A 20,211-nucleotide genomic window follows, 5' to 3' on the forward strand; every position below is an offset into this window, starting at 1 on the left:
CAACCGCTTAAACATGCATCCTTCCGAAAATCAAAAAACCGCAAGCTTTTCAGCTTGCGGCTTTACATCTTATTTCATCCACTCAGTGTGGAAAATGCCTTCTTTATCTGTACGCTCATACGTATGGGCGCCAAAGTAGTCGCGCTGCGCCTGAATCAGGTTGGCCGGCAGGGTGGCAGTGCGGTAGCTGTCAAAGTAAGCGAGAGCGCTTGAGAAGCAAGGTACAGGAATTCCTTGTTCAACCGCAAGAGAAATCGTTTTGCGGAGGGCTCCCTGATAGCTTTCAACGATATTTTTGAAGTACGGGTCAAGAAGCAGGTTGTCAAGCTCTGGATCGCGGTCATACGCTTCTTTGATTTTTTGCAGGAACGCCGCGCGGATGATGCATCCTCCGCGGAAAATCATCGCGATATCGCCGTATTTCAAATCCCAGCCGTATTCTTCTGATGCGGCTTTCATTTGAGCAAAGCCTTGGGCGTAAGAACAGATTTTGCTCATGAAGAGCGCTTTTCTGACCGCTTCGATCAGCTCTTCTTTGTTCTCAGCGGCAGGTTTCGCTTCAGGTCCTGCCAGAAGCTTGCTCGCTTTGACGCGCTCCTCTTTCATGGAAGAGATGAAGCGGGCGAAAACAGATTCCGTAATGATTGGAAGCGGAACGCCCAGGTCAAGAGCGCTTTGGCTTGTCCATTTTCCTGTGCCTTTTTGACCTGCTTTATCGAGGATGACGTCAACAAGCGGCTTGCCGGTTTCCTCGTCTTTTTTCGTGAAAATATCAGCCGTGATTTCGATCAGATAGCTGTCAAGCTCTCCCTTATTCCACTCGGAAAAGACTTCGTGAAGCTCATCTGATGACAGACCGACAATGTGTTTCAAAATAAAGTAGGATTCTGAGATCAGCTGCATATCGCCGTATTCGATGCCGTTATGAACCATTTTTACATAATGGCCGGCGCCGTCAGGACCGATGTATGTCGTACACGGTTCGCCGTCCACCTTGGCAGAAATAGCTTCAAGAATCGGCTTGACAAGCTCATGGGCTTCCTTTTGTCCGCCTGGCATGATAGACGGCCCTTTCAGAGCGCCTTCTTCACCGCCGGAAACGCCGGTGCCGATGAAGTGAATGCCGCTTTCGGCCAGCTCCCTGTTTCTTCTCTGCGTATCTTTATAATATGTATTTCCGCCGTCAATCAAAATGTCGCCTTTTTCAAGATGAGGCAGAAGCGATTGAATCGTTGCGTCTGTCGGTGTTCCAGCTTTGACCATTAAAAGAATTTTGCGCGGTTTTTCAAGAGATTCAACAAACTCTTCAATGCTGTATGTACCGACAACGTTTTTGCCTTCGGCTTCTTTCAGAAACTCTTCGGTTTTCTCGCTTGATCTGTTGTAGACAGAAACTGAAAACCCGCGGCTTTCAATGTTTAAAGCCAAGTTTTTTCCCATTACTGCTAAACCAACTACACCTATTTGTTGTTTTGCCATGTCTAACGTCCCTTCTAAAGCGTTTAGCATTATAGTTTAATTTTTATTTAAATTGAAATTACCACACTTTGACCTACATTTTCAAGCTATTGATCTTGTCTCTCGTCTTGGAAAAAATCTTTGTTAAAGCTTGTTCCGCTCGTTTTGCTTTCTTTTTTCACAATCCTGACCCCTTTTTTGATGAGGTCTGTTCCATATTTTTCATTCAGTTCGGCCATCACTTTTTGGATCGGCTCATCTTTGGCATCCTCATGAAAGGAAAACAAATCAAGCTGTTTGACGGCTTCCTTTCGATTGACGAGGTCTGTTCCCGTCACGCCCAAAAGCCTGACAGGGCTTCCGTGCCAATGCTGCCTGAAAAGGGCTTTCGATTCCTTCGCAATTTCGTCTTTTGAATCGGTCGGATTCAGAAGGGTCTTGCTTCTTGTTATGTTCGTCCAGTCCGCAAAGCGGATCATGATGAAAACTTTTGCTGCCATGACCTCTTTTCGCTTCAGCCTGTCGCTTACTGAGATTGAAAGCTTGTCAATCAGTCCGAACAGCTCTTTCTCATCTGTGCTGTCATGCGGGAGGGTCGAGGAATTGCCGACGCTTTTGAATTCGTATATTCTGTCGGGATTCACTTCTCCTGTGTCGATGCCGTTTGCCCTTCTTTTTAAACGGGGGCCGTTGATGCCGAGGAGGCGCTTTAAAGCATACTCATCTGCGGCAGCCAAATCGCCGATCTTTTCGATCTCGAGCGTCTTAAGCTTTTCGGCGGTTTTCCGGCCGACTCCGTACATCTCGCTGATGTCCATGGGCCAAAGAATCCGGGGCACTTCACGCTTTCTCAAAATCGTAATGCCGAGCGGCTTTTTCATATCCGAAGCCATTTTGGCCAGGAATTTATTCGGAGCGATCCCGATGCTTGACGGAAGCAGCAGTTCCTTTTGAAGGCGCTCCTGAATTTCCTTTGCCGTTTCGCATGCCCGATTTCTGTATGGCGTATCCGTTAAGTCCATGTACCCTTCGTCGATCGAAACAGGCTCGACAAGGTCCGTGTACTCCCTGAGCACTTGAAACATTTCTCTTGAAGAGCTTCTGTAGCGGTCGAAATTCGGCGGCTTGACGATCAGCTCGGGACAGAGCCGCTTCGCTTCCCAGAGCGGCATGGGCGGTTTGACGCCGCGTGCTCTCGCCTCATAGCTGCACGTGACGACGATTCCTTTCCGCTCCTTCGCATTTCCCGCGATGGCTAGCGGCCTGCCTTTCAGCGAAGGGTCATACGCCATTTCAACAGACGCGTAAAAGCTGTTCATATCGATATGAAAGATGACTCTCCCCTTTTGTTTATCAGCAGACAAAACGGCTCCCTCCTGGCACTCTGATTAGACATCCCAGCTTTCATATAGTAAGATGTTAAATGAAACGGAAGTGATAAAAGATGATTCTTGAATCTTTCAACGATGCTTTTTTTCTGATTGAGTTTTTCACAATCGTCCTCCCCGCACTGACGGCGATCGGTATCGCCCTGATCCTGAAGGATTGCAGTACGGGAGACAGCTGGAAAACGAAACGGTTTGAAGAATATCATGCAATACAGTTTGTTTCTGCAGTCGATTTTCTCATCATCCTATATCATCGCATTACGGTATGGATAAGTAAAGTCATTCGCATGAAAGCTTCATCGAACGACGATGAAGACCACCGTTTCCTTCTTCTTTCAATTTAAACGTGAAGGGCGTCCGGCATACGGGCCCTTATTTAGAAGGAGGAGAACGTGTTGAACACGAAACTAAAGCAATTGTTTGCGACTGCAATGTTTTTGATCATGACTATGTTTATAGGTGAACAAGCTTCGGCAGCCACCGGCAGCACCGGAGGAAGCGACAACTTCTTCCACCATTATGTCGTGGTGCCTTTTTCAGAGCTGATTAAGGGAATCGCCGGAATCTTCCACGGAAACTACGGATTGTCGATTATTTTTGTGACCATCATCGTCCGGGTTCTCGTTTTTCCGCTGTTTGCCAACCAGTATAAAAAGCAGCGGGCGATGCAGGAAAAAATGGCGCTTGTCAAACCTGAGCTGGATGCGATTCAAAGCAGGTTAAAAAAGACGAAAGACCCCGTGAAGCAGAGGGAAATCCAGCAGGAGATGATGCAGCTTTACCAAAAGCACAACATCAATCCGCTGGCGATGGGCTGTCTGCCGATGCTGATTCAGTTTCCGATTCTGATCGGTTTCTATTATGCGATCCGCTCGACGCCTGAAATTGCTTCGCACTCTTTTCTCTGGTTTAACCTCGGGCATTCTGATATTATCGTATCTTTAAGCGCCGGGTTCATGTATTTTATCCAGTTCTATGTGTCTCAAAAGCTGAACGCACAGAACGCCCAATCAAATCCGGCGGCTCAGCAGTCCGCCAAAATCATGGGCTTCTTTTTCCCTGTAATGATGACGATCTTTTCGATCAATGTCCCTGCAGCCCTGCCGCTGTACTGGCTGACAAGCGGACTGCTTCTGACGATTCAATCGGTCGTTCTTCATCAAGTTTACCAAAAAAACAAAAAAGCCATTCAGCCTGCTGAATCGGCTACAAAATAAAAAAGCTTGCGCCTTTAAAGGCGCAAGCTTTTTTGCGTTTCCCTTTAATCTTCTCGATCGCGACTAAAGGGCTGATGAGAATAATGAGACGGCTCTTTTGTTCGAGAACGCCGCTCTAAGAGCTGAAACGAACGGCAACTTCCCCTGTAAAACCCCGCCTTTATGAACGATTCGCTACTTCCTCAATAATGGCAACGACCATTTCTGCAGTTTTGACAAGTTCCTCAATCGGCATTTTTTCGTTTTTCGTATGGATCTGTTCATATCCGACTGCAAGGTTGACAGTCGGAATGCCGTGGCCTGCGATGACGTTCGCATCGCTTCCTCCGCCGCTCGTCAACAGCTCGTACGGACGGCCGATTTTCCCGGCGGCTTTTTTGGCAATTTCAACGACAAGATCACCGTCTTTGTATTTAAAGCCCGGGTACATGACTTCGATTTCCACCTCGGCTCTGCCCCCCATTTCGGCGGCTGCCGATTCAAACGCCTGCTTCATTTTTTCCGTCTGCTTTTCCATTTTTTCCGGAACAAGCGAACGGGCTTCAGCAAGAATGTCGACTTGATCGCAGACGATATTGGTTTGCGTTCCGCCCTCAAAGCGGCCGATGTTAGCCGTCGTTTCCTCGTCGATGCGGCCAAGCGGCATTTTGGCAATCGCTTTTGAAGCGATCGTGATCGCTGAGACTCCTTTTTCCGGCTCTACACCGGCATGAGCCGTTTTTCCATAGACAGTTGCTCTAATTTTCGCCTGTGTCGGCGCTGCCACGATAATATTGCCGACCTTCCCGTCGGAATCAAGCGCATATCCGTAATCGGCTTTGATCAGCGAACGGTCTAGAGCCTTCGCTCCGACAAGCCCCGATTCTTCACCGACCGTAATGATAAATTGGATCGTTCCGTGCGGAATGTTTTTTTCTTTCAGCACTTTTACGGCTTCTAGCATCGCTGCAAGGCCTGTTTTGTCGTCGGCTCCCAAAATTGTTGTGCCGTCTGTTTTGACATATCCGTCTTCAATGACCGGCTTTACGCCTTTTCCGGGTACGACCGTATCCATGTGGGATGTAAAGTAAATCGTGTCCGCTTCTTTCGTTCCCGGAAGCGTGCACACGAGGTTGCCTGCTCCGTGCCCGGTTTTTGGCTTTGTGTCATCTTCCACGACATCCATTCCAAGCGCCGCAAATTTTTCTTTCAGCACCTTGCAGATTTCAGCTTCATGTTTTGTCTCGGAATCAATTTGCACAAGTTCTAAAAACTCTTCTAACAAGCGTTTTTTATTCATACTAGTTTCCCCTCCATTTTTTAAAGCGGTATATTTCCATGCTTTTTGTCCGGCCGGATTTCTTTTTTGCTCTTCAGCATGTCAAACGTTTGGATCAGCTTCTTCCGCGTCTCTTTCGGATCGATGATATCGTCAACCATGCCGTATCTTGCAGCGGTAAAAGGGCTTGAAGCCTGCATGCACTTCCGGATTTTTTCCTCCCGGGCGGCCCGCGGGTCGTCTGACCGTTCGATTTCCTTCGCAAACAGCACGTCTGCAGCTTCCGAGGCGCCCATCACTGCAATTTCTGCATTCGGCCACGCAAACACGGCATCCGCTCCAAGCGCCTTGCTGTTTAAAGCGACATATGCTCCGCCGTATGCTTTTCTTAAAATGACCGTCACCTTGCTGACAGTGGCTTCCGCATACGCGTAAAGGATTTTGGCGCCGTGCCTGATCACCCCGCCGTGCTCTTCGCGTATTCCCGGAAGAAAACCGGGACAATCAACCAAAGTCAAAATCGGGATCTGAAAGGAATCGCAAAAACGGATAAACCGGGCGATTTTGTCAGCCGCATCCATGCTGAGGCTTCCGGCTAAATACTTCGGCTGGTTGGCCACGACCGCCGCCGTTTCCCCCGCTATCCTTGCAAAACCGATCACCGCGTTTTTGGCAAAATGGCACTGCACTTCAAAAAATGTTCCGCCGTCTGCGATTTCCGCGATGATCTGTTTGACGTCATACGGACGCTGACCGTCTTCAGGCAGGATCGTCATTAAAGCAGGCCTTATCTCATGATCTTTCGCCTTTCTCGCCTTGGCGGGAGGCTTTTCTTCGTGATTCTGGGGGATGTAGGACAAGAGCTTGCGCACCTCATGGAGGACGGCCTCATCGGAATCCCCGGAAAAATGGGCATTCCCGCTGATTGAATTATGTATATAGGCGCCCCCCAATTCACCGGAGCTGACAGCCTCGCCTGTCGCCGTTTTGATGACTTTCGGACCGGTAATAAACATCTGTCCGGTTTTTTCGCTCATGAAAACGAAGTCGGTCAAAGCGGGGGAATAAACCGCGCCGCCCGCACAAGGGCCGAGAATGACAGAGATTTGCGGAATGATGCCTGAGCAAAGGACATTTCGGTAAAAAATATGACCGTATCCATCTAATGATAGCACACCCTCTTGAATTCTCGCACCACCTGAGTCGTTCAGACCGATGAACGGCGCCTTATTTTTGAGGGCAAGATCCATGACGGCCGCTATTTTTTTGGCGTGCATTTCTCCGAGCGCTCCGCCGGTGACGGTAAAATCCTGGGAAAATAGATAAACGGGCCGCCCGTCGATCTTTCCGAATCCCGTGACAACCCCGTCGCCTAACGGGCCGCCGGACTGCCGGCTTCTGGCAAAGGCATTCAGTTCAGTGAACGTCCCCTCATCAAGCAGAAGATCAATTCGTTCTCTGGCGGTGAGCTTGCCTTTTTGCTTCTGCCTGTCGATCCGTTCCTGGCCGCCTCCGAGCGAAGCTTTTTGGCGGCTGTTGTTTAAATCGTCGACTCTTTCAAACATATTCATCACGTTCTGCCCCTTCTCTATTTGATTCCAAGAACGAAACTTGTCCGATGAAAAAAAGCAGTATAAAATAATGGGAGATTAAAAAACAGAGGTGAAAAGCTTGTCTCGAAAATTCATCAAGTTCATGGTTATTTTAATGATCGGCGTCATGGTGCTGACCACTCTGCTTACCGGAATCAGCATGATTTTTTAATACAGATCATGAAAGCAGGCGATTCTTTTTTCGGAGAAACGCCTGCTTTTTTCGGGCTCAGGCTTCCGGGAAGAATAGAAAAAACCGCACAAGCTTCTCCCTGTTTCATTAGATTGACCAATGAAGGAGAAACTCATGCGGTTATGCAGGAGATTTAATACCTTTAAAGTAACTCTTAATCACAAGATACTGTTCCATTTCGCCGAGAAAAATGAAAAGAGCAGCGCGCGCTTCAAATTCTTCTCGTGTCGTCGGCAGCTCCATCTCTTCGATTTCCTCTCTCATTTTCACGAGCCGCTTCAAAAATTTATGAGCCGTATTTCCGGGATGGATGGCTCCTCTTAAATCATGGAGAAACGCCGCGATCATCTGCCCCTGTTCAACCGTCATCGAAATCGACGTGATTTTCGGCAGAACCCTTTCGATAATTTCAAATTGCTTTTCTCTCATTTTAAAGTAGTGATAATAGAGGTTTTCGTGCCTGAGAAAATGATTTTCCACATCGCGGTATGCCAGGGTCTTCGCTTCATTGATCAAACGGTGCGTCTCAGGAATCTCTTTTCCCGTCCAATCCTGCTCCCCGGTCAGCAAATACCGTTCGATTTCTTCAAAAATCTTGGCAAAGTTATCTTCTATTTTCTGCTGATACTGTTTGAGCTCTTTATCGAGGCTCGGCATGTACAGATTCATCAGCAGGGCTACGCCGATTCCCGTAATGATGATAAGGAATTCGTTCCAAACGAGAGAAAGGGTGATCCCTTCCGACATATAAAGGTGAAGAATGATGACCGAACTTGTGACGATTCCTTCTTTTATTTTCAGAAGAACGGTTGTCGGAATAAAGAACAGCAGCATCAGACCGATGACAGCAGGATGATAGCCGATCAGCTCAAAAAATGCGTATGAAAAGACGATCGCAAGAATGCATGCTGCAAACCGTGCCCATGATGCCTGAAGGGACCGTTTTTTCGTCACTTGAATACAGAGGATCGTGATGATCCCTGTCGACACAAAATTATGGAGGCCGAGCAGCTGTGCGATATAGATGGCCGATGCTGTTCCAAGCGCTGTTTTTAATGTGCGATAACCTATTTTAAACATCGTTAACCCCAATCTTTTCTGCTAGTCTTAGTGAATAAAAAAGAAGAAGATCAGCATCTTCTTCAGCTTATTTTATAGTATTTTCTCTAAAAAGTCTTGAGCTCTTTTCGATTTTGGAGAAGAAAAAAACGCTTTAGGATCGTCGTCTTCTACAATGGTTCCTTCATCCATGAAAAGCACTCTGTCGGCGACTTCTTTGGCAAATCCCATTTCATGCGTCACGATCACCATCGTCATCCCGGTTTTCGCCAAATCCTGCATCACTTGGAGCACTTCTTTGACCATCTCGGGATCAAGAGCTGATGTCGGTTCGTCAAACAGCATGATATCCGGATTCATCGCCAGCGCCCTCGCAATCGCGACGCGCTGCTTTTGTCCCCCTGATAAACGGTTCGGATAATCATCTTTTTTATCGAGAAGCCCCACTTTCTCAAGCAGTTCTTCCGCTTTTTTCACAGCCGCCTGTTTGCTTTCTTTTTTGACATGGACAGGTGCATACGTAATATTTTCAAGAACCGTTTTATGCGGAAACAAGTGAAAATGCTGAAAGACCATGCCGATGTTCTCTCTGATTTTCAGCACATTTGTTTTCGGGCTTGTAATCTCTTGATCCTGAATGAAAATGCTGCCCTCCGTCGGCTTTTCGAGCAGGTTTAAGCAACGCAGAAACGTGGACTTGCCTGATCCCGACGGGCCGATGACTGCGGCTACTTCGCCTTTTTCAAAGGAAACGGAAATATGTTTAAGCACCTCGTGCTTTCCGAAAGATTTTGAGAGATTGCGAACATTAATCATTGACATTCAGCTTCCTTTCAATCGCTTTGCCGACAAACGTCAGGATCAAAACGAGCACATAGTAGATGAGGCCTGCAAACAGCATCGGCTCAAGCGGGCTGTAGATCGCAGCTCCCGCCTGATAGCTTCGCCTCATTATATCGCCGAGTCCGATGACGGTGACAACAGCCGATTCCTTTGTCAGTGTAATCGATTCGTTGATCAGCGCGGGCATGATATTTTTAAAGGCCTGCGGCAGCAAGAGATCCTTCATCATCTTTGCATACGGGACGCCCAGAGCCATCGCCGCCTCTTTTTGCCCTTTGTCGATCGCATTGATTCCTGCTCTGATGATTTCTGATACATAAGCAGCGGAATTTAAGCCGAATGCGATGACGGCCGCCCAATAAGCATCAATATCAAAGCCCAGCACCTGAGGCAGTCCGTAATAGACGATCATCAGCTGCAGAACGAGCGGTGTCCCCCGGAATATGGAAGTGTAAAAGTCTGCAATCCATGCGAGGGGCTTGATCGAACTGATTTTTAAAAGCGTAATCAAAACCCCCAGCAAAAATCCAAGCACGGCCGCAGCCGCGACCACTTTTAAGGTAACGCCCAAGCCTTCCAGGATGAAAGGCATTTCGGGTACTGTACTAGAAAAATCAAGAAAATTCATGATGACTCTCCCTCTCCCGCCTCATGATCAAAGAGGCGTACATCGCTTTAGAAAAAAAAAGTTCAACAAAAAGTTGAACTTTTTACGCTTACTTTTTTGTTTCTCCGCCGAACCATTTTTCTTTCAGTTTATCAAGTTCTCCGCTTTTCTCCATTTCTTCAAGCGCTTTGTTGAACTTCTCGGTCAAATCGCTTCCCTTTTTAAAGGCGATCGCGGAGCCGGCTTTTTCATCCGGTTCTTTCGGCAGATTGTAGCCAACCAGTTCTTCATTTTTATTAATATATTTTTCGGCAACGATATCTTCAATGATTGCAGCGTCAAAGCGGCCCGCTTTGATTTCTTCAGTTAAATCCGAAATGCGGTTGCGGTTTTCAACTTTTAAATCGTAATCCGGCGTGAGCTCCTTTGCTTTTTCTTCCTGGATGGAGCCAAGCTGTACGCCGACCGTTTTTCCTTTCAGATCGTCAAGCGATTTGATGCCGCTTGATTTTTTTGTAACGATCATGTTGTGAGCCGTATAGTAGACATTTGAAAAATCGACCTGTTTTTTGCGTTTAGGCGTCGGCGTCATTCCTGAAAGCACAATGTCGACTTTGTTTGTTTTAAGAGCGGTCACCAAGCCGTTGAAGTCCATGTCTTTCACTTCGATTTCATGGCCCGTCTTTTCAGCCAGTGCTTCGGCCAGATCAACATCAAAACCGACAATCTTATCCCCGTCTTTCGATTCAAAAGGCGGGTAATCGGCAGAAGTTCCCATCACCAATGTTTTTTTATCATCAGAGCTGCTGCTCGTCCCGCAAGCAGTCAATGCAAATGTGACACATGCTGCCACTACCAGTAACATCCATTTTTTCATGTTGTGTATCCCCCTGAACCTGTTTGAATATTTATTCGTTGTTATGTATTTTAAACATTTTCCGAGGCGGATGCAATACCATTTTGAAAAATAACTAAAAAACCTTTAAATAAGCCTTTAAATACCAATTGAACGCCTGTGCCTTTATCTTTCTGATTGCATACAAAAAGCATTTTTATACACAAAAAAAGCCTGCCATCTGTTTTGGCAGGCAGTTTTTCCATTATACTTCTTCACAGTATTCTTCAAACAGTCCTTGAAGCTTGGTGATGACAGCCATCGGCTCATAGCCTTCAATTTCATGGCGCTCCACCATTTTTAAAATCTTGCCGTCTTTCAAAAGGGCGAATGACGGAGAAGAAGGCGGATATCCTTCAAAATATTCTCTTGCTCTTGCCGTCGCTTCTTTGTCTTGTCCGGCAAAAACGGTGACGAGATGATCAGGGCGCTTATCGTAATGAACCGCATGGTGCGCGGCAGGTCTTGCAATCCCCCCTGCACAGCCGCAGACGGAGTTGACCATGACAAGCGTAGTGCCTTTTTTCGTGAGCGCTTCATCGACCTCTTCAGGCGTTTTCAATTCGGTGTAGCCGGCAGCCGTTATTTCTTGTCTGGCCTGGCGTACGACATCGTTCATAAACAGATTAAAATCCATGTTCACTTTAAGATCTCTCCTTTTTAGCGCTTATAGCATGATGCTAAAGCCGCTGTTTGCTCATCTGTTCTAATGATACTTTGAAACCGCCCGGACCGCAAATCAGGCGATTCGTGTTCCTTCAGGTTTACGGAACGGGCAGCCCGGGGAAAAATAAGTAAAGACCCTATAAATAAAGGAGTACTTTATGAACCGAAAGAAAGCAATGCTGATTTACAACGGGAATGCAGGGCAAAAAAATGTTGAAAAAACACTCGGTGCTGCCGTACCGATTCTTTCACAAGCTATAGACGAACTCATCGTGAAACCGACGAGAAAAAAGCGCGATGCGTTCGAATTTTGCCTGGAGATCGGGGAGGATATCGGGCAGTTGTTTATCTTAGGCGGTGACGGGACGGTGCATGAATGCATTAACGGGATTAGTCAGCTTCAAACCAAGCCAGATATCGGCATCCTCCCTGGCGGTACATGCAACGACTTTTCGAGGGCGCTCCGCATTCCCCAGAACATAGAGAAAGCGGCGGAAGCGCTCGCCAATGGAAGTCCCGTCCCGGTCGATGTTTTAAAAGCGAATGATCATTATTGTCTCAACTTTTGGGGCATCGGATTGATCACGGAAGCTTCCAGCCATATCAATCAAACGGAAAAAGCGCTGCTCGGGAGAATCAGTTATTTTACAAGCGCACTGCGGACAATCTCCAATCTTGAGCCCTTCTCTTTTCGTCTGTCGATCGACGGAGAAGAGTTTGCTGACGAAGCGGTCATGGTCGTCGTGCTGAACGGCCCCTTTATCGGAACGAACAAGATCCCCCTTCCGCAGCTGAGCATCAACGACGGAAAAGCGGACATTCTCGTCTGCCGGAATACGAATCTGGCTGCATTGAAAGAGCTTTTTGCAATGGATGATCCCGAATGGGATTCCTTTAAAGGCGAGCTATCCTATTATCAGGGGCAAACCGTTCGAATTGAAACCGCCCTTCCCATGGAAGCCGATACAGACGGCGAAATCTGCACAAAAACGCCGGCTTCAATCGAGGTGCTAAACGGGCACCTCCGCATGCTCACCCCCTTAGAAAAAGAAAAAAGCTGACCCTAAACGGGCCGGCTTTTTTAATAGATGGACGTATGATCATCGATCTGTTCAAGAATCTCTTTCACACGGGCAAGGAATCTGCCGCAAATGAGGCCGTCAAGCACTCTGTGATCGAGGGATAAGCATAGGTTCACCATATCCCTGACCGCGATCATGCCGTGCTCCATGACGACGGGACGCTTGACGATCGATTCAACCTGCAGGATGGCAGCCTGCGGATGGTTGATGATCCCCATCGACTGAACCGATCCAAACGAACCGGTATTATTGACCGTAAACGTACCTCCGCTCATATCCCCGCTGGTCAGCTTGCCGCTTCTGACCTTATGAGCCAGTTCGGAGATTTCCCTTGCGATGCCTTTAATCGTTTTTTCATCGGCATGCTTGATGACAGGAACATATAACGCATCTTCAGTCGCTACTGCAATTGAGATGTTGATGTCTTTTTTCTGAATGATTTTATCTCCGGCCCACATGCTGTTCATTTGCGGGAATTCCTTCAGCGCCTGTGCGACTGCTTTGACAAAAAACGCGAAAAAGGTCAGGCTGAAGCCTTCTTTTTTCTTGAATTCGTTTTTTATTTTGTTGCGGTAGCTCACAAGACCTGTGACATCCACTTCCATCATCGTCCAGGCATGAGGGATTTCATGCTTGCTTCTGACCATGTTGGTCGCAATCGCATTGCGGATTCCAGTTACAGGAATCTCAACGTCTCCGGCCGCACTTTGAGGCGGTGCAGCTTGAGGTGCGGCTTGCGCCGGTTTTTGATCAGGTTCAATCGCTCCCGCGGCATTTGCACCCGGCTGTTTTTCCGGCGCTGCATCAGTTTGAGGAACAGCTCCGGAAGCAATGATGCGCTGGATGTCTTTTCTTGTGATCCGTCCGCCGGCGCCTGTACCTTCCACCTGCTCCAAATCGATGTTGTGCTCTCCGGCAAGTCTCAGCACCGCCGGGGAATAACGTTTTTTCTGAGATGTATCTTTCGCCTCCGGTTTGGCCGGCTCCGCTTCCTCTTGATCTGGCTTGGAAACAGCCTCAGCCTCCGGTTTCGCTTCTTCATTTGTTTCGACTTTGCAGATGACGTCTCCGACTTGCAGAGTTTCGCCTTCCTTCCCGACTAGCTCGGCAATCGTTCCCGTGAACGATGAAGGGACTTCAGCATTGACCTTATCCGTCATCACTTCAGCAATCGGATCATATTTGTTGACGTGATCTCCGACGCTGACGAGCCATTTGCTGATGGTTCCCTCAGTCACGCTCTCCCCGAGCTGCGGCATTGTCATTTGTTCCACTGCCATACGATGTGTCCTCCTTCGCTATATTAAAACTCAGCCAATTCTCTCATCGCTGCTTCTGCTTTATCCGGATTGACCATAAAGAATTTTTCCATTGTAGGAGCATACGGCATTGCCGGGACATCAGGGCCCGCCAACCGCTTAATCGGCGCATCCAAATCGAACAGGCAATGCTCTGAAATGATCGCGGCCACTTCACTCATAATGCTGCCTTCCTTCGTATCTTCGGTCATCAAAAGCACTTTGCCCGTTTTGGAAGCCGCTTCAATAATCGCTTCCTGATCGAGCGGATATACCGTTCTTAAATCAAGGATATGTGCGGAAATCCCGTCTTTGGCAAGCCGTTCGGCAGCCTGAAGGGCGAAATGGACGCACAATCCGTATGTGATGACGGTAATGTCTTCGCCTTCCCGCTTCACGTCCGCCTTTCCGATCGGCAGCACATAGTCGTCACTCGGCACTTCGCCCTTGATCAGCCGGTATGCCCGTTTATGTTCGAAGAACAGCACAGGGTCGTCATCGCGGATGGCCGCTTTCAAAAGCCCTTTGACATCATAAGGCGTCGAAGGCATGACGATTTTCAGGCCGGGCTGATTGGCAAACACGGCTTCAACCGACTGTGAATGGTACAGCGCGCCGTGCACGCCTCCGCCGTAAGGTGCGCGGATGACGATCGGACAGTTCCAGTCATTGTTGGAGCGGTAGCGGATTTTTGCCGCTTCCGAAATAATCTGGTTGACAGCCGGCATAATAAAATCAGCAAACTGCATTTCAGCGACTGGTCTCATCCCGTACATGGCGGCCCCGATTCCGACGCCGGCAATTGCGGATTCCGCCAAAGGCGTGTCCATCACCCGCTCTTCGCCGAACTGGTCGTAAAGACCGGCTGTCGCCTTGAATACACCGCCTTTTTTGCCGACATCCTCCCCTAAAACAAAGACGCGGGGATCCTTTTCCATTTCTTCTTTCAAAGCCAAAGTGACAGCATCTATATATGACATAACTGGCATTGTTCTTCCCCCTTACTCCGCATAAACATGCCGCAGCGCATCTTCCGGATCTGCATAAGGTGCATGTTCAGCATAATCTGTTGCTTCATTGACGATGTTTGTGATCTCATCCGATATTTGCTTCTCAGACTGGTCGTCCAGAAGACCTGCTTCTTTTAAGTATTGTGCGAATTTGTTAAGCGGATCATTTTTCTTCGCCTCCGCCACCTCTTCGCGCTCTCTGTAGCTTCGGTCGTCATCATCGCTGGAGTGCGGGGTCAGCCGGTATGATATCGTTTCGATTAATGTCGGCCCTTCGCCTCTTCCGGCCCGTTCCCTTGCTTCTTTAACAGCTTTGTAGACTTCAAGCGGATCATTTCCGTCAACGGTCACGCCAGGCATGCCGTAACCGACGGCGCGGTCGGAAATGTTTTCGCAAGCTACCTGCTTTTCATAAGGAACCGAGATCGCGTATTTATTGTTTTCACACATAAAAATGACGGGAAGCTTATGCACGGCGGCAAAGTTTGCCCCTTCATGGAAGTCCCCTTGGTTTGAAGAGCCTTCGCCGAACGTCACAAAAGTTGCAATGTCTTTCTTGTCAAGCCTTCCGGCAAGCGCTACGCCCACCGCATGCGGAACTTGCGTGGTCACCGGCGAAGAGCCCGTGACGATCCGGTTTTTCTTTTGGCCGAAGTGGCTTGGCATCTGCTTTCCTCCTGAATTCGGATCCTCGGCTTTTGCAAACGCCGACAGCATTAAATCTTTTGCCGTCATTCCAAAAGCAAGCACAACGCCCATATCTCTGTAATACGGAAGCACATAATCGTTCTCCCGGTCTAAAGCGAAAGCCGCTCCGACCTGGGCTGCTTCCTGTCCTTGACAAGAGATGACAAAAGGAATTTTGCCTGAACGGTTTAAGAGCCACATCCGCTCATCGAGTTTTCTGGCTAAAAGCATGGTTTTGTACATGTCGATTGCTTGTTCATCTGTTAATCCCACTGCTTCATGACGGTTATTGCCCATTTTTTTCACTCCTTCATGCTTTCTAAAAATGAATCGCTTTTCCATCCACGGCAAGGGCGGCTTCTCCGATCGCCTCCGACAGCGTCGGATGCGGGTGGATCGTTTGACCGACTTCCCACGGGGTGGCGTCAAGCACCTTTGCCAGACCGGCTTCAGATATCATGTCTGTCACATGCGGGCCGATCATGTGAACGCCCAAAATGTCATCTGTTTCGCGATCGGCGACGATTTTGACAAAGCCGTCCGTCTCACCGTACACGAGCGCTTTGCCAATCGCCTGAAACGGAAATTTGCCTACTTTAACGCTTTTCCCCTGCGCCTTCGCCTCACCCTCTGTCAAGCCGACCGATGCGGCTTCAGGGCTTGAATAGATGCATTTTGAAACAAGCGAATAATCGATGGCGTGCGGGTTTTCACCAGCAATATGCTCAACGGCCGTAATCCCTTCGTGAGAAGCTACATGTGCAAGCTGAAGGCCGCCGATCACATCTCCTATCGCATAGATGTGGGATTCTTTTGTCTGGTACATGCTGTTTGTCACGATAAAGCCGTTTTCCACCTGGATATCCGTGTTTTCCAGACCGATACCCTCAATATTTGCCTGCCTTCCGACCGATACGAGCATTTTCTCAGCGGAATAGGATTGTTTTTCTCCGTCTTTTTCCGCTTGAATGCTGACCGCATCGCCTTTCTCCAATGTGTCGGGCAGCACTTTTGCTCCCGTGATCATTGTGATGCCTTTTTTCGCGAGCTGCGCCTGCATTTCCCTAGAAATATCGGCATCTTCAGTCGGCAAAATCCGGTCTGCATACTCAATGACGGTGACATCAACACCGAAATCGTTCAGCATGGAAGCCCACTCGATCCCGATGACACCTCCTCCGACGATCAGCATGGAAGCCGGAAGCTGCTCAAGTTCAAGCGCTTCGTCTGATGACAGAACGTTTTCTCCGTCAAGCTCAAGCCCTGGCAGCGACCTGGGCCTTGAGCCTGTAGCGATGATGACGTTTTTCGGTATGAGCATCTCATTTTCATCCCCGTTCGCCATCTCAACGGAAACCGTCCCAGGCATCGGGGAAAAAATCGACGGCCCGAGAATCCGTCCGATTCCTTCGTAAACATCGATCTTTCCTTTTTTCATCAAGTGTTTGACACCGTTGTGCAGCTGGTCAATTATTTTTTGTTTTCTGCTTTGAACTTGAGAAAACCGCAGTCCGACTTCAGGAATGACCACTCCGAATTCGTCCGCCTTTTTTGCTGTCCTGTATACTTCCGCGCTTCTAAGGAGCGCCTTCGACGGGATGCAGCCTTTATGAAGGCACGTGCCGCCGAGCTTCTGCTTTTCAACGACGGCTGTTTTCAGCCCCAGCTGCGAGGCTCTGATGGCGGCCACATAGCCGCCTGTGCCCCCTCCAAGAATCACGAGATCGTATTCAGTTGCCATGACTTTCCCTCCTCTGGTTCGGATACTGTTTTGCCTCTTCTTCGCCGTTCAATACGCGAAATGCACCTTCAGCCAATGCTTGAAGTTCATTTTCTCCTGGAAAGACGACGACATCCGAAATCCAGTCTATGTATTGTCTGATCGAGGAAATAAACGATTTTCCATATGCCAGTCCTCCTGTCAAAATAATGACATCGACTTCGCCTTTTAAGACGGCGCTGGCCGCCCCGATTTCTTTGGCGATTTGATAAGCCATCGCTTCATAGATGAGCGCAGCTTTTTGATCGCCTTCCTTGATCATTTTCTCAACTTTTACCGCATCCGTCGTGCCGAGATAGCCGGCAAGCCCTCCGCCGCCGACAAGCATTTTCATCAGCTCGTCTTTCGTATATTCGCCGGAAAAGCACATATCGATCAGATCACCCGCAGGAATGGTTCCGGCCCGCTCTGGACTGAGCGGACCTTCCCCGTGGAGGCCGTTGTTGACGTCGATCACCCGGCCGCGGCAATGGACGCCGATCGTAATGCCGCCTCCCATGTGGGTGATGATCATTTTCATATCTTCATAACGCTTCCCAAACTGCCAAGCCGCTTTCCTTGCGACTGCTTTTTGGTTGAGCGCGTGAAAAATGCTGCGCCTTTCAATAGCCGGGGTGCCGGAAATTTTTGCGATAGGAGCCATTTCATCCACAACAACGGGGTCGACGATAAAAGCGGGAATATTTAACCCGTCGGCAATCTCCCTGGCGATGATGCCCCCGAGATTTGATGCATGCTGCCCCGCATAGCCGTTTTTCAAATCGACAATCATCGCATCATTGACTTCGTAAGTGCCGCCTTCAATCGGCCGAAGCAGCCCTCCCCTGGCGCAAACGGCATCCAATTTAGAAATATTGATTCCCTGTTCATGCAGGGTTTCGAGTATCGCCTGTTTTCTGAACGAATATTGATCAATAATGGTCTGATATTGCTGTAGCTCAGCCTCGTCATGACGGATTGATTTTTCGAAAATCGAACGGTCATCATGAAAAACGCCGATCTTTGTAGATGTAGATCCCGGATTGATGACGAGAATACGTTTTTCCTGTACCTGCATTGAATTAAAACCTCCAATAGAGAATAGGGGTTATGATTTTAACGTCTGCTTAAAATGTGATGGCCGTTTTGCAAAAATTGGCTTCTCGATTGGCGCATGCGCTCAATTCGTTCTTCCGCCAGACGGTCTGCGGCCAAGTATGTCGGAATGCGGTCGCGCTTCGAAATTTCAAGGACGCGTTCAATGTTTCCGTAGATGCCTTCGACTTTCTTCAGCGCGCGCTCCGAATTATAGCCGTAAAGCTCGTCAGCGACATTGATGACGCCGCCGGCATTGATGACATAGTCCGGGGCATAAACGATGCCCATGTCGTGGATTTGATCACCGTGGCGGGTTTCTTTCAGCTGGTTGTTGGCTGCCCCGGCAATCACTTTGGCTTTCAGCTGCGGAATCGTATCATCGTTGATTGTCGCTCCGAGGGCACACGGCGCATATATATCGCATTCCTGCGAATAAATATCATCCGGATCGACGGCGCGGGCGCCGAATTCGGCGACTGCACGTTCAACTGCTTCTTTGTTGATGTCGGTCACGATCAGTTTCGCGCCTTCTTCGTGGAGGTGCCGGCACAGGTTGTAGGCCACGTTTCCGACGCCTTGAACCGCAACGGTTTTGCCTTCAAGCGAATCCGTTCCGAATGCCGCTTTCGCCGCCGCCTTCATCCCTTTATATACCCCGTAAGCTGTTACCGGAGAAGGATTTCCTGATGAACCGAAAGCAGGTGAAATGCCTGTAACGAAATCGGTTTCGTCATGAATGATGTCCATATCTTCAACGGTTGTACCGACGTCTTCGGCTGTGATGTATCTGCCGTTCAAGCCTTGAATGTAGCGGCCGAAAGCGCGGAACATTTCTTCGTTTTTATCTTTGCGCGGATCTCCGATAATAACGGTTTTGCCTCCTCCGAGGTTCAGTCCGGCCGCCGCATTTTTGTAGGTCATTCCCCGCGCAAGGCGCAGCGCATCTTCAATTGCGGCTTCTTCACTTTCGTATGTCCACATTCTTGTGCCGCCGAGAGCCGGCCCGAGCGTCGTATCATGAATCGCGATGATCGCTTTTAAACCGGACTGTTTATCTTGGCAAAATACCAATTGCTCGTAGTCATACTGTTCCATATATCGAAATAGTTCCATTTTTTATTCCTCCTCATGTCGTGCTTCAGACGTACACAGCGCCAAAGCAATCGAATACAACTTGTTTTCTGCGGAATCGGCCCTGCTTGTCAAGGCGATGGGTGCTTTTGCCCCTGCTAAAATGGCTCCCACTTTTGCACCCGCAAAATGAATCAATGATTTATAAAGGACATTGCCTGTTTCAATTGAAGGAACAAGCAGGATATCGGCCTCGCCTGCTACGATCCCGGAAATGTTTTTATGCCGGGCGGCAAGCGGCGATATCGCGTTATCCAATGCAAGAGGCCCGTCAACAACGCAGTTTTTGATTTGGCCCCGATGATTCATCTGCGTCAAGGCAGCTGCATTCAATGTCGCTTCCATCGCGGGATTCACTGTTTCCACTGCGGCAAGACAAGCGACTTTCGGCATTTGCACGCCGACCGACCTCGCCACGCCGACTGCGTTTTCTAAAATCTGCTTCAGCTCATCAAGCTTGGGGCTGATATTCATCGCCGCATCTGTTACATAAATCAGCCTCTCAAACCCGCTGACTTCAAATGCTGCTACATGTGACAGCACGTGCGAGGAACGAAGCCCGTACTCTTTATTCAAAACGGCTTTTAATAGCACAGCTGTCGGGACATTCCCCTTCATAAGAACATCCGCATTGCCGCTTTTGACAGCTTGAACGGCAATTCTCGCAGAATCCGCCGGCGATTCCGAATGAATGATATCCACGTGCCGTTTTGAAATATTCTGCTCTGTCATCATATGTCTAAGTTTTTCTCTGTGCCCGATCAGCAAGAACCGGGCAAATTGTTTGTCGACCGCAAGTTTGACCGCTTGCAGCACTTCGTCATCTTCCGCATGTGCGACGGCGACCGTTTTATTGTCAAGCTCCGCCGCTTTTTGCAATAGTTGTTTCAGCTTCATAGTACCCACCTTTCTAAGCAAACATCCGCCCACTATATCATGCAAGTTTCGTGCCAGTATGAAAAAAGCGGTT

The 20,211-nt window shown here is 48.6% G+C and carries 21 protein-coding genes; 4 read left to right on the forward strand and 17 right to left on the reverse strand.

Features of this window, described 5'->3' with window-relative positions; all coding sequences use genetic code 11:
* Nucleotides 1-69 precede the first annotated feature (69 nt).
* Nucleotides 70-1,479, reverse strand: coding sequence for an NADP-dependent phosphogluconate dehydrogenase (gene gndA, locus H7F26_RS19055; protein WP_003183299.1), 1,410 nt, complete (start codon nt 1,477-1,479; stop codon nt 70-72).
* A gap of 86 nt (nt 1,480-1,565) precedes the next feature.
* Nucleotides 1,566-2,777: a DNA polymerase IV gene (locus H7F26_RS19060; RefSeq protein WP_228767684.1), complete on the reverse strand. Its 1,212-nt coding sequence runs from the start codon at nt 2,775-2,777 to the stop codon at nt 1,566-1,568.
* A 125-nt stretch (nt 2,778-2,902) separates the two neighbouring features.
* Between H7F26_RS19060 and H7F26_RS19065 the strand changes: the two genes are divergently transcribed.
* Complete coding sequence (locus tag H7F26_RS19065) at nt 2,903-3,190, forward strand: hypothetical protein (RefSeq protein WP_003183303.1); 288 nt, start codon at nt 2,903-2,905, stop codon at nt 3,188-3,190.
* A 48-nt stretch (nt 3,191-3,238) separates the two neighbouring features.
* Nucleotides 3,239-4,063, forward strand: a complete 825-nt coding sequence (locus H7F26_RS19070) for a membrane protein insertase YidC (RefSeq protein WP_003183305.1) — start codon at nt 3,239-3,241, stop codon at nt 4,061-4,063.
* A gap of 160 nt (nt 4,064-4,223) precedes the next feature.
* Here the strand turns inward: H7F26_RS19070 and H7F26_RS19075 are convergent, their stop codons facing one another.
* Nucleotides 4,224-5,342 carry a tripeptidase T gene (locus H7F26_RS19075; RefSeq protein WP_003183307.1) on the reverse strand — a complete coding sequence of 373 codons (1,119 nt, stop codon included), beginning with the start codon at nt 5,340-5,342 and terminating at the stop codon, nt 4,224-4,226.
* Nucleotides 5,343-5,362: 20 nt separating this feature from the next.
* The gene (locus H7F26_RS19080; RefSeq protein WP_009327930.1) at nt 5,363-6,892 is read right to left on the reverse strand and encodes an acyl-CoA carboxylase subunit beta; all 1,530 of its coding nucleotides are present in this window, start codon (nt 6,890-6,892) and stop codon (nt 5,363-5,365) included.
* A gap of 91 nt (nt 6,893-6,983) precedes the next feature.
* Between H7F26_RS19080 and prli42 the strand changes: the two genes are divergently transcribed.
* Complete coding sequence (prli42, locus tag H7F26_RS19085; RefSeq protein ID WP_016885946.1) at nt 6,984-7,085, forward strand: stressosome-associated protein Prli42; 102 nt, start codon at nt 6,984-6,986, stop codon at nt 7,083-7,085.
* Between the two features lie 141 nt (nt 7,086-7,226).
* Here prli42 and H7F26_RS19090 read toward each other — a convergent pair whose 3' ends face one another.
* The 6 genes from H7F26_RS19090 to H7F26_RS19115 form a co-directional block, all read right to left on the reverse strand.
* Nucleotides 7,227-8,186: an aromatic acid exporter family protein gene (locus tag H7F26_RS19090; RefSeq protein ID WP_011198105.1), complete on the reverse strand. Its 960-nt coding sequence runs from the start codon at nt 8,184-8,186 to the stop codon at nt 7,227-7,229.
* Nucleotides 8,187-8,258: 72 nt separating this feature from the next.
* Nucleotides 8,259-8,981 carry an arginine ABC transporter ATP-binding protein ArtM gene (locus H7F26_RS19095; protein ID WP_003183318.1) on the reverse strand — a complete coding sequence of 241 codons (723 nt, stop codon included), beginning with the start codon at nt 8,979-8,981 and terminating at the stop codon, nt 8,259-8,261.
* On the reverse strand, nt 8,974-9,636 hold the full coding sequence (locus tag H7F26_RS19100; RefSeq protein WP_003183320.1) for an arginine ABC transporter permease ArtQ: 663 nt from the start codon (nt 9,634-9,636) through the stop codon (nt 8,974-8,976). Before H7F26_RS19100 ends, H7F26_RS19095 begins: the two co-directional genes overlap by 8 nt.
* A gap of 88 nt (nt 9,637-9,724) precedes the next feature.
* Nucleotides 9,725-10,492: an arginine ABC transporter substrate-binding protein ArtP gene (locus H7F26_RS19105; protein ID WP_017473920.1), complete on the reverse strand. Its 768-nt coding sequence runs from the start codon at nt 10,490-10,492 to the stop codon at nt 9,725-9,727.
* Between the two features lie 50 nt (nt 10,493-10,542).
* A complete protein-coding gene (locus tag H7F26_RS19110; RefSeq protein WP_017473919.1) occupies nt 10,543-10,716 on the reverse strand; it encodes a hypothetical protein in 174 nt (57 codons plus the stop codon).
* Nucleotides 10,716-11,153, reverse strand: coding sequence for a BrxA/BrxB family bacilliredoxin (locus tag H7F26_RS19115; RefSeq protein ID WP_003183325.1), 438 nt, complete (start codon nt 11,151-11,153; stop codon nt 10,716-10,718). The genes H7F26_RS19110 and H7F26_RS19115 overlap by 1 nt, the downstream gene beginning before the upstream one ends.
* A gap of 181 nt (nt 11,154-11,334) precedes the next feature.
* Here H7F26_RS19115 and H7F26_RS19120 point away from each other — a divergent pair, with 181 nt between their 5' ends.
* Nucleotides 11,335-12,237 (forward strand): YegS/Rv2252/BmrU family lipid kinase, encoded by a 903-nt coding sequence (locus H7F26_RS19120; protein ID WP_011198106.1) that lies wholly within the window; start codon nt 11,335-11,337, stop codon nt 12,235-12,237.
* Nucleotides 12,238-12,257: 20 nt separating this feature from the next.
* On the opposite strand, the gene H7F26_RS19125 is transcribed toward H7F26_RS19120, so the two are convergent.
* From H7F26_RS19125 to yqiS, 7 genes are read right to left on the reverse strand one after another with little or no spacing between them, the layout of a single operon-like run.
* The gene (locus tag H7F26_RS19125; RefSeq protein WP_003183330.1) at nt 12,258-13,538 is read right to left on the reverse strand and encodes a dihydrolipoamide acetyltransferase family protein; all 1,281 of its coding nucleotides are present in this window, start codon (nt 13,536-13,538) and stop codon (nt 12,258-12,260) included.
* A 23-nt stretch (nt 13,539-13,561) separates the two neighbouring features.
* Nucleotides 13,562-14,545, reverse strand: a complete 984-nt coding sequence (locus H7F26_RS19130) for an alpha-ketoacid dehydrogenase subunit beta (RefSeq protein WP_003183332.1) — start codon at nt 14,543-14,545, stop codon at nt 13,562-13,564.
* Between the two features lie 12 nt (nt 14,546-14,557).
* Nucleotides 14,558-15,550 carry a thiamine pyrophosphate-dependent dehydrogenase E1 component subunit alpha gene (locus H7F26_RS19135; protein ID WP_003183334.1) on the reverse strand — a complete coding sequence of 331 codons (993 nt, stop codon included), beginning with the start codon at nt 15,548-15,550 and terminating at the stop codon, nt 14,558-14,560.
* A gap of 22 nt (nt 15,551-15,572) precedes the next feature.
* Nucleotides 15,573-16,994, reverse strand: a complete 1,422-nt coding sequence (gene lpdA, locus H7F26_RS19140) for a dihydrolipoyl dehydrogenase (protein ID WP_003183335.1) — start codon at nt 16,992-16,994, stop codon at nt 15,573-15,575.
* Nucleotides 16,984-18,090, reverse strand: a complete 1,107-nt coding sequence (buk, locus tag H7F26_RS19145; protein ID WP_009327926.1) for a butyrate kinase — start codon at nt 18,088-18,090, stop codon at nt 16,984-16,986. The genes lpdA and buk overlap by 11 nt, the downstream gene beginning before the upstream one ends.
* 38 nt (nt 18,091-18,128) lie before the next feature.
* Nucleotides 18,129-19,223 (reverse strand): branched-chain amino acid dehydrogenase, encoded by a 1,095-nt coding sequence (gene bcd / locus H7F26_RS19150; RefSeq protein WP_003183340.1) that lies wholly within the window; start codon nt 19,221-19,223, stop codon nt 18,129-18,131.
* Nucleotides 19,224-19,226: 3 nt separating this feature from the next.
* Nucleotides 19,227-20,138 (reverse strand): phosphate butyryltransferase, encoded by a 912-nt coding sequence (gene yqiS / locus H7F26_RS19155; RefSeq protein WP_003183343.1) that lies wholly within the window; start codon nt 20,136-20,138, stop codon nt 19,227-19,229.
* Nucleotides 20,139-20,211 lie beyond the last annotated feature (73 nt).

Origin of the sequence: Bacillus sp. PAMC28748 (assembly GCF_014250415.1) — a bacterium.
In the GTDB taxonomy this organism is placed as follows: Bacteria; Bacillota; Bacilli; order Bacillales; family Bacillaceae; genus Bacillus; species Bacillus licheniformis.